General features: G+C 64.0%; 12 protein-coding genes. 1 reads left to right on the top strand and 11 read right to left on the bottom strand.

Annotation, left to right across the window (positions count from 1 at the left end; all coding sequences use genetic code 11):
- Positions 1 to 11 precede the first annotated feature (11 nt).
- From APH28_RS17200 to APH28_RS17185, 4 genes are all read right to left on the bottom strand, one after another.
- The gene (locus APH28_RS17200) at positions 12 to 1,091 is read right to left on the bottom strand and encodes a polyamine ABC transporter substrate-binding protein (RefSeq protein ID WP_060511370.1); all 1,080 of its coding nucleotides are present in this window, start codon (positions 1,089 to 1,091) and stop codon (positions 12 to 14) included.
- 52 nt (positions 1,092 to 1,143) lie between these two features.
- Positions 1,144 to 1,485, bottom strand: a complete 342-nt coding sequence (locus APH28_RS17195; RefSeq protein WP_060511368.1) for a cupin domain-containing protein — start codon at positions 1,483 to 1,485, stop codon at positions 1,144 to 1,146.
- 32 nt (positions 1,486 to 1,517) lie between these two features.
- Positions 1,518 to 2,924, bottom strand: a complete 1,407-nt coding sequence (locus APH28_RS17190; RefSeq protein WP_060511366.1) for an FAD-binding oxidoreductase — start codon at positions 2,922 to 2,924, stop codon at positions 1,518 to 1,520.
- 64 nt (positions 2,925 to 2,988) lie between these two features.
- Complete coding sequence (locus APH28_RS17185) at positions 2,989 to 3,789, bottom strand: nuclear transport factor 2 family protein (protein ID WP_060511364.1); 801 nt, start codon at positions 3,787 to 3,789, stop codon at positions 2,989 to 2,991.
- 211 nt (positions 3,790 to 4,000) lie between these two features.
- Between APH28_RS17185 and APH28_RS17180 the strand changes: the two genes are divergently transcribed.
- The gene (locus APH28_RS17180; protein WP_060511362.1) at positions 4,001 to 4,900 is read left to right on the top strand and encodes a hypothetical protein; all 900 of its coding nucleotides are present in this window, start codon (positions 4,001 to 4,003) and stop codon (positions 4,898 to 4,900) included.
- A gap of 140 nt (positions 4,901 to 5,040) precedes the next feature.
- On the opposite strand, the gene APH28_RS17175 is transcribed toward APH28_RS17180, so the two are convergent.
- The 7 genes from APH28_RS17175 to APH28_RS17145 form a co-directional block, all read right to left on the bottom strand.
- Complete coding sequence (locus APH28_RS17175) at positions 5,041 to 6,009, bottom strand: peptide ABC transporter ATP-binding protein (RefSeq protein ID WP_060511359.1); 969 nt, start codon at positions 6,007 to 6,009, stop codon at positions 5,041 to 5,043.
- The gene (locus APH28_RS17170) at positions 6,009 to 6,977 is read right to left on the bottom strand and encodes an ABC transporter ATP-binding protein (RefSeq protein WP_060511357.1); all 969 of its coding nucleotides are present in this window, start codon (positions 6,975 to 6,977) and stop codon (positions 6,009 to 6,011) included. The genes APH28_RS17175 and APH28_RS17170 overlap by 1 nt, the downstream gene beginning before the upstream one ends.
- Positions 6,978 to 6,987: 10 nt before the next feature.
- Positions 6,988 to 7,914, bottom strand: coding sequence for an ABC transporter permease subunit (locus APH28_RS17165; RefSeq protein WP_060511355.1), 927 nt, complete (start codon positions 7,912 to 7,914; stop codon positions 6,988 to 6,990).
- A 10-nt stretch (positions 7,915 to 7,924) separates the two neighbouring features.
- Positions 7,925 to 8,935, bottom strand: a complete 1,011-nt coding sequence (locus APH28_RS17160) for an ABC transporter permease subunit (RefSeq protein WP_060511353.1) — start codon at positions 8,933 to 8,935, stop codon at positions 7,925 to 7,927.
- Between the two features lie 74 nt (positions 8,936 to 9,009).
- Complete coding sequence (locus APH28_RS17155) at positions 9,010 to 10,605, bottom strand: ABC transporter substrate-binding protein (protein WP_060511351.1); 1,596 nt, start codon at positions 10,603 to 10,605, stop codon at positions 9,010 to 9,012.
- Between the two features lie 73 nt (positions 10,606 to 10,678).
- The gene (locus APH28_RS17150; protein ID WP_060511349.1) at positions 10,679 to 12,058 is read right to left on the bottom strand and encodes an OprD family porin; all 1,380 of its coding nucleotides are present in this window, start codon (positions 12,056 to 12,058) and stop codon (positions 10,679 to 10,681) included.
- Positions 12,059 to 12,276: 218 nt separating this feature from the next.
- A complete protein-coding gene (locus tag APH28_RS17145) occupies positions 12,277 to 13,869 on the bottom strand; it encodes an ABC transporter substrate-binding protein (protein WP_060511348.1) in 1,593 nt (530 codons plus the stop codon).
- Between the last annotated feature and the right edge of the window lie 117 nt (positions 13,870 to 13,986).

Here is a 13,986-nt window from a genome sequence, read left to right as displayed (position 1 = left end):
GCGGCCCCATTTCAATTTCCGGCTTTGATACTGGTCCAGATCCGGGTCCTGATGCGGTCAATCTTGGCCGGCATCGCCTCCAGCGCATACAGCTTGCCCATCACGTCCTCGCTCGGGTAAATCATCGTATTGCCCTTCATCGCCGGCTCCACCAGCCCGTCCGCCTTGAGGTTGCCGTTGGCGTACTGCACATGATTGCTGATATTGGCCATCACCTCTGGCTGCAGCAGGTAGTTCATGTAGGCATACCCGGCCTTTTCATCCGGTGCATCGGCCGGCATGGCCACCATGTCGAACCACATCGGCGCGCCTTCCTTTGGGATCGAGTACCCCACCTTCACCCCGTTCTTCGCCTCTTCGGCGCGGTTCTTCGCCTGCAGCACATCCCCCGAGAAGCCCACCACCACGCAGATATCGCCGTTGGCCAGGTCGCCGGTGTACTTCGATGAGTGGAAGTAGCTGATGTACGGCCGCACCTGCATCAGCAGCGCCTTGGCCTTGTCGTAGTCGGCCGGGTTCTGGCTATGGTGCGGCAGGCCCAGGTAGTGCAGGGCGATCGGTAGCAGTTCGGGGCCGTTGTCCAGCACGGCCACGCCGCAGCTCTTCAGCTTGCTCATGTATTCGGGCTTGAAGATCAGGTCCCAGGAATCCACCGGCGCGTTGTCGCCGAGCACCGCTTTGACTTTGTCGATGTTGTAGCCGATGCCGGTGCTGCCCCACAGGTACGGGAAGCCGTACTGGTTGCCCGGGTCGTTGACCTCCAGCGCCTTCATCAGCACCGGGTTGAGGTTGTGCCAGTTGGGCAGCTGCGACTTGTCCAGCGGCTTCAGGGCCTTGCCCTGGATCTGCCGGGCCATGAAATGGTTGGACGGGAACACCACGTCGTAGCCGGAGTTGCCGGTCATCAGCTTGCCGTCGAGGGTCTCGTTGCTGTCGTACACGTCGTAGGTCGGGACGATGCCGCTGGCTTGCTGGAAGTTTTTCAGCGTGTCGGGGGCGACGTAGCTGGACCAGTTGTAGATCTTCACCGTCTCGGCGGCGCTGGCGACGCTTGCGGCCAGCATCAGGGGTGCAAGAAGGGGCGTTCGCATGTCGGGTTTACCTTGCTTTGTCTGTTGTTATCGAAGGCAGGCGATCAGCGGATCAGAAAATCAGAACGTAGGTCTTGCGCACGGTCTCCTGGATATCCCAGATGCCGGTGCTGTTGGCCGGTAGCATCAGTGCGTCTCCGGCTTCTATGAGCAGGGTCTCGCCACCGTCTGGCGTGAAGGTGCAGCGGCCCTTGATGAAATGGCAGAACTCCTGTTGCACGATCTGCCGCCGCCAGCGCCCGGGGGTGCACTCCCAGATGCCGGTTTCGACGCCGTCGCTGCGTTCCACGCAGGTGACCGAAGCCACTGCCACGGGTTCGCCAAGCGGCACCGCGACCGGGTTGGAGCTGTCGAGCACGGCGCTGTCTGTGTGTTTGAACTGGGTGATGCTCATGACCGGTGGATCCTGTGTCGGGGAAAGGGAAGTCAGTGCATGAAGCCTTCCATGAAGTCCGCAAGGGAGCTGGCCAGGCGCCGCCTCCAAGGCGCGCTGGCGGGGTTGGCGAGGGTCCGGTCCTCGTGGACGAAGCTCTGGATGATCGCGTTGTAGCCGAGCCAGCGGCAGGGCTCGGGCGGCCAGCTGGCCAGGCTCGCAACCGGGCGGTTGTCGAGCACCCAGGGTTGCGCGGTCAGCGGGTTGTGCTGGTTGAGGATCAGTGCCGCCAGCGTGCGTCCACCGAGGTTGGTGGCGCCGACACCTTCGCCGCCATAGCCGCCGGCCAAGGCGATGCCGCGCTGGCGGTCGCAGAGCATGTGCGGGCGGAAGCGCCGCGCCATGCCCAGGTTGCCGCCCCAGGAGTGGGTGATGCGTGCGTGCTTGAGCTGCGGGAACAGTTCGCCGAACAGGTAGCGACGCAGTTCGATTTCGTGATCCTGCAGGTTGAAGTTCTCGCGCAGCCGGCCACCGAAGCGGTAGCCGCCGCGGGCGCCGAATACCAGGCGGTTGTCGGCGGTGCGTTGGCCATAGGTGACCTGGCGGCTGCTTTCGCTGAAGGCCTGGCCCTGGCTCAGGCCGATCTGCTCCCAGGTCGATTCCGGCAGTGGCTCGGTGGCTACCAGCAGGCTCTGCACCGGCAACTGGTGCTTGCCCAGCGGCGGCAGGCTGGCGGCATACCCTTCGACGGCGGGTACCATCCACTGGCAGCGGATGCGCGCCAGGGGCGAGCGCACCTCGCCAGGCTGCCAGTCGATGGCCGGGGTGTTCTCGTAGATCGGCACGCCTAGCGCCTCCACCGCCCGGGCCAGGCCACGGGCCAGCTTGGCCGGCTGGATGGTCGCGGTGTGCGGGCTGTAGATTGCGCCATAGGCATTGCTGACTCGCAGTTGCGCGTCCAGCTGCTCGGGGCGCAGCCAGCGGTAGTCATCCTCGGTCATGCCCTGGCGGTACAGGTCGTCGAGGTAGGCGCGCAGGCTGCGTTCCTGCTCCGGGTAACGTGCGGCGCAATACAGCACGCCGCCTTTGCGGTAGTCGCAGTCGATGCCCTCGCGCTGCAGCACGCTGTGCACTTCATCGGGAATGCCGTGCAGCAGGTCGATGCTGGCGCGGCGTTGCTGCGGCGACAGGGTGGCCAGCAGGCGGTCTTCGCCGAGCAGGTTGCCCATCAGCCAACCGCCATTGCGCCCCGAAGCGCCGAAGCCGGCGATGTTGGCCTCGATCACCGCGATGTTCAGTTGCGGCGCCTGGCGCTTGAGGTAGTAGGCGGTCCAGAGACCGGTGTAGCCGGCGCCGATGATGCACACGTCGACTTCCAGGTCCTGGCGCAGGGCTGGGCGCGCGCACAATGGCTCGTCAAGCTGGTCCATCCACAGGCTGAGCGTGCGCAGGGGTTGCATCGGGTTTTGCTCCACATCCGTCAAGGTCTGTGGGCGATGCTAGTGGTGTCGGTCAGTGCCTGTCTTACGTGCGTGCACGCAGGGAAATTTGCTTGAGGTAGGCCTTGGGTGTGAGGCCGGTGTGTTCGCGGAAGCACTTATAGAAGGCCGACAGCGAGTTGAAGCCGGCGTTGAACGCAAGGTCGTCGATTGGCGCCTCGACGCTGTCGTCGTCGAGGCTGGCCATCAGGTGCTGCAGGCGCGCCTGGTTGACGTAGCGGTAAAAGCTTTGCCCGAGCACCTGGTTGAGCAGGTAGGAGATCTGATTGCGGCTGTAACCGCTAGCGTCGGCAACTTGCTGCAGGTCCAATTCCGGATCGAGGTAGGGGCGCTGGCGCTGGAAGTAGTGCTCCAGGTCTTGGGCCATGGTCGACAGCTGCCGCGGTGACAGGCCCAGGCGGCTGGTGGCCGGGCGTGGGCCACTAGTGGCCAGGCCGTTGCCGTTCTGGCGCACCAGGGTAGCGTACTCATTGACCCGCCAGATCAGCCCATCCTTGACGGTGATCGCTTCGCTGGACTGGAACGCCACCAGTCCAGCGCCCCCTTGTACTGTCACCTGGTACTGGATGAACGCCGTGCAGCCGTCGACGCGGATGCGGTCGCTGTGGACGATGTCCTCGCCAGCTTCATGGGGCAGGCAGGCGCGTACGTAGTCGCGCAGTTCCTCGTAGCCGAGCACGCGGTTCTGGAAGAAGTCGTGGTACTGGATGTCGGGGTGGTAGAGCGCGATCACGCCGTCGAGGTCACGGTGCTTCCAGCACAGGTGATAGCGCAGCACGGTGTCGGCGGTGAGCGGGGTCTGGGCGGTGTCATCGGGCAGCGTCATGCGCGAATCATGCCTCGCCGATAGCGACCGTTACAAGAATGCAGAACACCTGACCCGTTGAGGGCGTTCGCGCATTTTGCACGGTCCCAAGACAGCCGATTTTATTAAGTGATTGATTTTAAAAGGAGTCATTTTTTGTCACAACTGGCACAGCCGCTGCAATGGTTACTGCGCGAACGGAATTCACGCTCACCTATAAGGCGCACACATCATGATCACCCCTGCCGATTATCCCGCTGTCGACATCCAAAGCCGCTCAGGTGTTTCCTGGGCGGCGATCTTTGCTGGCGCGGCTGCCGCCGCGTCGGTCTCTCTCATCCTGGTGGTACTGGGCGCCGGACTGGGCTTTGCGGCCACGTCACCCTGGGCTGACGAGGGCGCAAGTGCCAAGGCGCTGGGGGTTTCGACCATCATCTGGCTGCTCGTCACCCAGATCATTGCCTCGGGCCTGGGGGGTTATATAGCCGGTCGCCTGCGCGTCAAATGGGCCAACCTGCATGGCGATGAGGTGTACTTCCGCGACACGGCACATGGTTTCCTGTCTTGGGCAGTGGCCACACTGGTAGCGGCAATGCTGGTATTGGGCGCCGCCGGCAACCTGGTCGGGGCCGGGGCCAGTGCTGCCTCACAAGCAGCGACTGTTTCTGCTGCTGCAGGGGGCGCCGCTGCGGCGCGTGGCGACAACGATTCGATGGGCTATTTCGTCGATAGCCTGTTCCGTGGCGATGGGCCTGCGCCGGTCAGCGATGATGCTGCCAATGGCATCGCAGCGCGCATCTTGGCCAAGGGCGTTGCGGGGGATGGCGCATTACCTGCCGAAGACCGTACCTACCTGGCGCAACTCGTTGCCCAACGCACTCGCCTGAGCCAGGCGGAAGCCGAAGCTCGGGTCGATCAGGTACTGGCCCAGGTACAAGCGCTGAAAACCAGTGCCAAGCAAGCGGCGGATACCGCTGCCAAAGTTGCAGCCTGGACTGCGCTGTGGACCTTTGTCGCACTGCTGTGCGGCGCATTCTTCGCCAGCCTGGCTGCCCTTTACGGTGGTCGTCAGCGCGACCGCGTGCAGTGGCTTGAGGGCGACTACGTTGCCCACCGCCCCCTTCAACGTTAAGCAAGGAGAACTACCATGCGCTCGATACTGCTGTGGATGATTGGCGTACCGATTCCCGTCATCATCCTGATTGCACTGTTCATGCACTGACCGATAGGGGCCGCTTTGCGGCCCCTATCGCGTGACACGCTCACACCTAGCTAGAGGAACTGCTCGGCATAGTGGCAGGCCACCTGCCGAGTACTTACCTGCCGCAATGCCGGCACCTCCTTGGCACAACGCTCGGTCGCATACGGGCAACGCTTGTGGAACGCACACCCATCCGGCGGATTGAGCGGGTTGGGCAGTTCCCCCGCAATGCGAATTTTCGGCTTCAGCGGGTCTGGGTGAATCGCCGGTGTCGCCGACAGCAGCGCCTGGGTATACGGATGCAGCGGCTTCTCGTATATATCCTCCTTCGGCCCCATCTCCGCCGGCCGCCCCAGGTACATCACCAGCACCTGATCAGCCACATGCCGCACCACTGCGAGGTTGTGCGAGATGAACACATAGGCGGTGTTGAACTCCTTCTGCAAGTCCATGAACAGGTTCAGCACCTGGGCCTGGATCGACACGTCCAGCGCCGAAGTCGGCTCATCGGCCACCAGCACCTTTGGTTGCAGCATCATTGCCCGGGCCAGGGCGATGCGCTGGCGCTGGCCACCGGAGAACATGTGCGGATAGCGCTGGTAATGCTCAGGCCGCAGGCCGACCTGCTCCATCATCTTCTGCACTTTTTCGCGGCGTTCGGCCTTGCTCAGCGAGGTGTTGATCAGCAGCGGCTCGGCCAGCTGATCACCGATCTTCTGCCGTGGGTTGAGCGAGGCATAGGGGCTTTGGAACACCATCTGCACGTCGCGACGCAGTTGCTTGCGCGCGGACTTGCTGGCGCCTTTCACCTCGGTGCCATCGATCTGCAGCGAGCCGGAGGACGGTTCTTCGATCAAGGTCAGGGCACGGGCCAGGGTCGACTTGCCGCAGCCGGACTCACCGACCACGGCCAGCGTCTTGCCGGCCTCCAGTTCAAACGACACGCCATTGAGCGCGCGCACCAGGGCGTGGCCCTTGAACAGGCCGCGGGAGACTTCGTAATGCCGGGTCAAATCCCGGGCAGTGAGAACGACGGCCATCACGCCACCTCCTGGTTCAGCGGGTAGAAGCAACGCACCAAGCTGTGTGCCTGCGGGTCAAGGGGCGGGCGCTGGTGCCGGCAGTTGTCCTGCACGTATGGGCAGCGCGGCGACAGCAGGCAGCCGGCCGGGCGGTCGTAGCGGCCGGGGACGATACCGGGCAGGGTGGCCAGGCGCTCGGCGCCGATGCTGTGCTCGGGGATCGCCGCCAGCAGCGCTTCGCTGTAAGGGTGGGCGGGTACGTCGAACAGTTCTGGCACCTGGCCGACTTCAACGGCCTGGCCTGCGTACATCACGCACACCCGTTTGGCGGTTTCGGCAACCACGGCCAGGTCGTGGGTGATCAGGATGAGCGCCATGTTGCGCTCCTTCTGCAGGTTGACCAGCAGCTCCATGATCTGTGCCTGGATGGTCACGTCCAGCGCGGTGGTCGGTTCGTCGGCGATCAGCAGCTTGGGTTCGCCGGCAATCGCCATGGCGATGGCGACGCGTTGGCTCATGCCGCCGGAGAGCTGGTGAGGGTAGGCATCCAGGCGGCTTTCCGCAGCCGGGATTTCCACTTTCTTCAACAGTTCCAGGGCACGCTGGCGCGCGGCCTTGCCCTTCAAGCCCAGGTGCTGGCGCAGCACTTCCTCGATCTGGTAGCCGACGGTGTAGCTGGGGTTGAGTGCGGTCATCGGGTCCTGGAAGACCATGGCGATGTCCTTGCCCACCACCTTGCGCCGCTGGCGGCCACTGAGCTTGAGCATGTCGGTGCCGTCGAAGGTGAGCGAATCGGCGGTGATGCGCCCGGGGGCGTCGATCAGGCCCATCAGGGCCATCATGGTGACGGACTTGCCCGAGCCGGACTCGCCGACGATGGCCAGGATCTCGCCGGCGTCCACCGCCAGGTCCAGGCCATCGACCACGGGCACGGCATTGGCGTCGCCGAAGCGCACGTTCAGGTTGTTGATCTGCAACAGTGACATGGCGTTCTCCTCAGGCGGCGTTCTTGAGTTTCGGGTCCAGCGCATCGCGCAGGCCGTCGCCCATCAGGTTGATTGCCAGCACACTGAGCAGAATGGTCAGGCCGGGCAGGCTCACCACCCACCAGGCGCGCTCGATGTAGTCACGGGCCGAGGCCAGCATGGTGCCCCACTCGGGGGTTGGCGGCTGCACGCCAAGGCCGAGGAAGCCCAGGGCGGCGGCGTCGAGGATCGCCGAGGAAAAGCTCAAGGTCGCCTGTACGATCAGCGGTGCCATGCAGTTGGGCAGCACGGTGACGAACATCAGCCGTGGCAGCCCGGCACCGGCCAGGCGTGCGGCAGTGACGTAGTCGCGGTTCAGCTCGCCCATCACTGCGGCGCGGGTCAGGCGCACGTAGGACGGCAGGGAGACGATGGCGATGGCGATCACCGTGTTGATCAGGCCAGGGCCGAGGATGGCAACGATCGCCACCGCCAGCAGCAGCGAGGGCAGGGCCAGCATCACGTCCATCAGGCGCATGATCGACGGGCCGAGCACCTGCGGGAAGAAGCCGGCCAGCAGGCCCAGCAGGATCCCAGGGATCAGCGACATGATCACCGACGACAGGCCGATCAGCAGTGACAGACGCGCGCCCTGGATCAGGCGCGACAGCAGGTCACGGCCGAGTTCGTCGGTACCGAGGATGAACTGCCAGCTGCCGCCGTCGAGCCACACAGGTGGGGTCAGCAGGAAGTCGCGGTACTGCTCGCTCGGGTCATGGGGTGCGACCCATGGCGCGAACAAGGCGCAGAACACCACTAGGCACATGAAGGCCAGGCCCATTACCGCGCCCTTGTTGCGCGAGAAGGCGTGCCAGAATTCTTTGTACGGGGATGGGTAGAGCAGGCTCTGATCCACCGGGCTGGCCGGTGTGACGGATTTCGGAATCGGGCTAGTCATGGCGAAGGCCTCAGCGCTGATGACGGATGCGTGGGTTGGCCAGGCCGTAGAGGATATCCACGACGAAGTTGACCAGGATCACCAGGCAGGCGATCAACAGGATGCCGTTCTGGACCACGGGGTAGTCACGGGCACCGATGGCTTCGATCAGCCATTTGCCGATGCCCGGCCAGGAGAAGATGGTTTCGGTCAGCACGGCGCCGGCCAGCAGCGTGCCGACTTGCAGGCCGAATACGGTCAGCACCGGGATCAGCGCATTGCGCAGGCCATGCACGAAGACCACGCGGGCCGGCGACAGGCCTTTGGCACGGGCAGTGCGGATGTAGTCTTCGCGCAGCACTTCGAGCATCGACGAGCGGGTCATGCGGGCGATCACCGCCAGCGGGATGGTGCCCAGCACGATGGCCGGCAGTATCAGGTGCATCACCGCGTCCTTGAACGCGCCTTCCTCGTCGCTGAGCAAGGTGTCGATGAGCATGAAGCCGGTTTTCGGCTCGATGTCATAGAGCAGGTCGATACGCCCGGAAACCGGGGTCCAGCCCAGGCTCACCGAGAAGAACATGATCAGGATCAGGCCCCACCAGAAGATCGGCATGGAATAGCCGGCCAGGGAAACCCCCATCACCCCGTGGTCGAACAGCGACCCGCGCTTGAGCGCGGCGATCACCCCGGCCAGCAGGCCGACCACGCCGGCGAACAGCAAGGCGGCGAGGGCCAGCTCCAGGGTCGCGGGGAACAGGGTGAGGAACTCGGTCCACACACTTTCGCGGGTGCGCAGCGATTCACCGAGATCGCCCTGGGCCAGCTTGCCGACGTAGTCCAGGTACTGGACTGGCAGTGGCTTGTTCAGGCCCAGGCGCTCCATGGCCTGGGCGTGCATTTCAGGGTCGACCCTGCGCTCGCCCATCATCACTTCCACCGGGTCGCCGGGGATCAGGCGTATGAGCGCGAAGGTCAGCAAGGTGATACCGAAGAAGGTCGGTATCAGCAGGCCCAGGCGCCGGGCAATAAAACTCAACATTGTCGGGGTTACCTCATCAACAGGTCACGCAGTGCCGCCGGTGCCCGTGTGGGGTCCCGGCGATCGTTGTTGTTCTACTTCACCTTGGTGGTGGCGAAGTTGTTGTTGGTCAGAGGGTTGATCACGTAGCCCTCCACGTTGTCTCGCATGGCGGTGAACATCTTCGGATGGGCCATGCTGATCCAGGGTTGATCGTCATCGTACACCTTCAAAGCCTCGGCATAGAGCCTGGCGCGTTCGTCGTTGTCGATCACTTCGCGGGCGCGGGTGATCAGTTCCTGGAATTTAGGGTTGCACCAGCGCGCATAGTTCTCGCCGGATTTTGCGGCATCGCAACTGAGCAGCGGGCTGAGGAAATTGTCCGGGTCGCCGTTGTCGCCAGCCCAGCCGGTGGACACCAGGTCGGCCTCGCCGCTCTTGGCGCGGCGCAGCATTTCGGCCCACTCCATCACGCGGATGTCCAGCTTCAGGCCGATCTGCTTGAGGTCGGCCTGCAGCATCTCGGCGGACAGGCGCGGGTTGGGGTTGGTCGCGCCGCCGCCGTTGCGGGTGAACAGGGTGATCACCGTGCCCTCCGGTACGCCGGCCTGCGTGAGCAGCTCGCGGGCTTTGGCCAGATCGCGCGGCGGGTTCTTGTTCTCGGTGTTGTAGCCGATCATGGTCGGGGGGTAGGGGTTCACGCCGACCAGCGCGTTGCCCTTGCCGAACAACTGGTCGACGTGGGTCTGGCGGTCGAAGGCCATGTTGATGGCTTTTCGCACGCGCACGTCGCTCAGGTATTTGTGCTCGGTGTTCATCGCGATGTAACCGGTGACCAATGCTTCGATCTCGTCGACCTTAAGTTGCGGGTCCTGCTTGATCAGCGGTACGTCATCAGGCTTGGGGTAAAGCGCCACTTGGCATTCGTTGGCGCGCAACTTCTGCAGGCGTACGTTGCTGTCGGTGGCGATGGCAAAAATCAGTGCGTCGGCCGGTGGCTTGCCGCGGAAGTAGTCCGGGTTGGGCTTGTAGCGAACCTGGGCGTCCTTGTTGTAGCGCTGGAAGATGAACGGGCCAGTGCCGATGGGCTTGCTGTTGAGGTCGCCGGTCTTGCCGGCCCTGAGCAGCTGGTCACCGTATTCGGCGGAGTAGATCGAGGTGAAGGCCATGGCCATGTCGCGCAGGAACGGCGCTTCGGGGCGGGTGAGGGTTATCACCACAGTGTGGTCGTCGGTCTTGCTCACCGACTTGAGCAGGTCCTTGAAGGCCATGCTCTCGAAGTACGGGTAGCCGACGCTGGTCTTGGCGTGCCACGGGTGGTTCGGGTCGAGCTGCCGATTCAGACTCCACAGCACGTCGTCGGCGTTGAAGTCGCGGGTCGGCTTGAAGTAGTCGGTGGTGTGGAACTTGACCCCTTGGCGCAGGTGGAAGGTGTAGGTCAGGCCGTCGGGCGAAATGTCCCAGCGTTCTGCCAGGGCCGGCTGGATGTCGGTGGTGCCGGGCTTGAAGTCGACCAAGCGGTTGAACACCGTCTCGGCCGAGGCGTCGGCGGTGACGGCAGTGGTGTACTGGACGATGTCGAAGCCTTCCGGGCTGGCTTCGGTGCACACCACCAGCGGCTTGGCCGCGAGGTGGCCGGCGGCGCCCAGGATGACCGCTGCCAGGGCAGCGCGGAGCGGTAGCGATGTCATGGAAACTCCCTGCATGCGTTGATTCCAGCGTAGCCGCCACGGCCCGGGTTGAAGCGGGCCGTGGCGCCAGCGGTCAGAGAATATTGAATGGAATGGTGGTGACCAGGCGGAACTCGTCCAGGCTGCCATCGGCCTGCGCCTTGCTGGCGCGGTGCGCGGTGTAGGTGGCGCGGATGCTGGTGTCTTTCAGCGGCCCGCTCTGTACCGCGTAGCTGGTGCCGATGCCCCACTCGTAATGGGTTTCGCCGTCCAGGCCGTTCACGTCGTAGGCGGTGCCACGGTAGTGGGTGCCGTCGATGCCCCAGCCGCGGGCGTTATACAGGTTGAACTTGAGGCCTGGGACGCCGTAGGGCGCCATGTTCAGCACGTAGGAAATCTGCAGGGATTTCTCGTTGGGGCCGTTGAAGTCCGACAGCAGCGAGTTGGCCAAGTAGATGCCGTTGGTTTCGTGCAGGTAGTCGAAGTACTCGTTGCCGTTGACCTGCTGCCAGGAGGCAGTGAGGGTGTGTGCCTGGTGGGTCAGGCCGAACGACAGGCTGTAGGTGTCGTTGTCGATCTCGCCCATCTTCTTGCTGCCTGCATCCACTGTCTTGTAGTAGTTCAGGCCGGTGGTCAGGGCAAGCACGGCGTTGTCGCCGAGCACGTGGTTGGCGCCGAAGTAGTACTGGTTCCAGAAGTCGTCGACCTTGGTGGCGTACAGGCTGGTGGTCAGGCTCTTGAACGGCTGGTAGTTGACCCCGGCGGTGCTGGCGCGGTCGGTTTCGACGCCGGTGGCGCCATATTCGCTGCGGAACTTGCTCAGGCTCTGTTCGGTGCGGGGCGAAACGCGGTCGAAGGTGCCCAGGTCGATCGACAGGTTGTCGAATTCGGCGCTGTGCAGGAACGCGCCCTGGAAGCTCGACGGCAGTGCACGGTTGCCGATGTAGGCGATCATCGGCGTGTCCACCGACTGGCGGCCGACGGTGAGGGTCGTGTTGGACACGCGCGCCTTGATGTTCCCCAGGCCCATCTTGCTCCACTGGCCGACCGGGTCGCCGTCGCTGTGGGTGAGCGTGCGGTTGTTTGGCCCTGCGATCGCGGCGCGGCCCTGCTGGATGGCGACGGCGTTGTAGCCGGCGGCCTCGACGGCGAAGCCGACGGTCCCCTGGGTGAAGCCCGAACTGTAGTTGAGGATGGTGCCCTGCACCCAGTTGTCACGGCTGTGGGTGTCGTGGCGGGTGCCGTCGGCCTTGTAGTACTTCCACAGCGGTGCGCGGGTGGCGCGTTCGTGGGCGTACCAGTTACGGGTGCTGCCGGACAGGCTCTGGCCGTCCAGGAAGCCGCTGGCCGCGTCCTGTTCGCTGCTGGATTTCAGGCTGATCGGGACGTAGTCCTGGCTCTGGGTGTCGGCCTCGGTCACGGCGGAAAAGGTGCCGATGGATAAGGCCAAAGCGGTCAAGGTGAATAGTCTCAAGGTTAAAGCTCCCTTTCTGTTCTTTTAGTTATTGCCTGGCCTTGTGGGCCGGGTTGCTAGCTGCGGTGTTGCCAGGGTTGCCCGGGGTTGCCGGGCAAAATCGCGGGAGGTGTATTGGCTGTACCGGCCCTTTCGCGGGGCAAGCCCGCTCCTACAGGGCGATCACCAACCTGTGTGGGAGCGGGCTTGCCCGCGAAGAGGCCGGTCCTGGCTATCGCCTAATCAACACTCACACCGGAAAAGTCATTGCGCCCGAACGGGCTGACCTTGAAATCGGCCACCTTGATGCTCAGCGGCTGGTTGACGGTGGAATGCGCCACCGGGGTGATCGGCACCTGCTGTTTGAGGCGCTGCTGGGCCTGCTGGTACAGCGCCGTGCGCTGCTCGCGGTCGGTGACCTGCTTGGCCTGCTTGACCAGACTGTCGTACTGCGGGTCGCACCACTGCGAGTAGTTGTTGCTGCCGATGGCGTCGCAGTTGTAGAGGGTGCCGAGCCAGTTGTCCGGGTCACCGTTGTCGCCGGTCCAGCCGATCAGGGCGATGTCGTGTTCGCCGCTTTTCATGCGCTTGAGGTATTCGCCCCATTCGTAGCTGACGATGCGCACCTTGAACCCGAGCTTGTTCCAGTCGGCCTGGAGCATCTCGGCCATCAGCTTGGCGTTGGGGTTGTACGGGCGCTGCACGGGCATGGCCCACAGGGTGATCTCGGTGCCTGACTTGACCCCGGCCTGTTGCAGCAGTTGCCTGGCCTTTTCCGGGTCGAAGGGGGCGTCCTTGAGGCTGTTGTCATAGGACCACTGGGTCGGCGGCATGGCGTTGACCGCCAGCTGGCCGGAGTCCTGGTACACCGCCTGGATGATGGCCTTCTTGTTCACCGCCATGTCCATGGCCTGGCGCACTTCCAGGCGATCGAACGGCGGGTGCTGGGTGTTGTAGGCGATGTAGCCGAGGTTGAACCCCGGCTGCTGCAGCACCTGCAGTTTGCCATCGGCCTTGAGCGCCGGCAGGTCGGCCGGGCGCGGGTGCAGGGTGACCTGGCATTCGTTGCGGCGCAGCTTCTGGATGCGCACCGACGGGTCGGTGTTGATCGAGAACACCAGGTTGTCGATCTTCACTTGATCTGGCGCCCAGTACTGCGGGTTGCCCTTGAAGCGAATCTGCGAGTCCTTCTGGTAACGCTGGAACACGAACGGCCCGGTGCCGATCGGTTGCTGGTTGATGTCGCTGGGGCGCCCGCTGGCCAGCAACGTTTCGGCATATTCGGCCGAGAGTATCGAGGCGAAGCTCATCGCCAGGTTCTGGATGAACGCGGCATCGACCTTGTTCAAGGTGAACACCACGGTCAGCGGGCCGGTTTTCTCGACCCGGGCGATGTTCTTGTCCAGGCCCATGCTGACGAAGTACGGGAACTCGGTGGGGTAGGCCTTGCGGAACGGCTGGTGCCTGTCGAGCATGCGGTTGAAGGTGAACAGCACGTCGTCGGCGTTGAAATCACGGCTCGGTTTGAAGGCCTTGTTGGCGTGAAACTTCACGCCCGAACGCAGGTGGAAGGTGTAACGCAGGCCGTCGTCGGAAACTTCCCATTTCGTCGCCAGCGCCGGGTGCACCGCCGTGCCGCCGCGCTCGAACTCCACCAGCCGGTTGTAGATCGGCTCGGCGGCGTCGTTGTCGGTGGCGCTGGTGTACTGGGCGGTGTCGAAGCCGGCCGGGCTGCCTTCGGAGCAGAACACCAGGTTCTTGGCCTGGAGGGCAGGGGCCTGGCTCAGCAGGCCGAGGGCGAGCAGGGTCGAAAGGCGGGGGACGTGGCGCATGGCGGTTCCTTTTCCAGCTGTTCAAGCCGCTTCGGGGTGCGAATGACGGCAACAGTTTCCTGCTCCGTCGCGGGTAGCGTCGGAGTGGGCACGAGATGCTTGGTGGTGGTGAGGCGG

It is taken from the genome of Pseudomonas sp. NBRC 111124 (genome assembly GCF_001320245.1).
Lineage (GTDB): Bacteria > Pseudomonadota > Gammaproteobacteria > Pseudomonadales > Pseudomonadaceae > Aquipseudomonas.
Note: the sequence above shows the minus strand (reverse complement) of the source record. Positions and strands in the feature narration are given on the sequence as shown.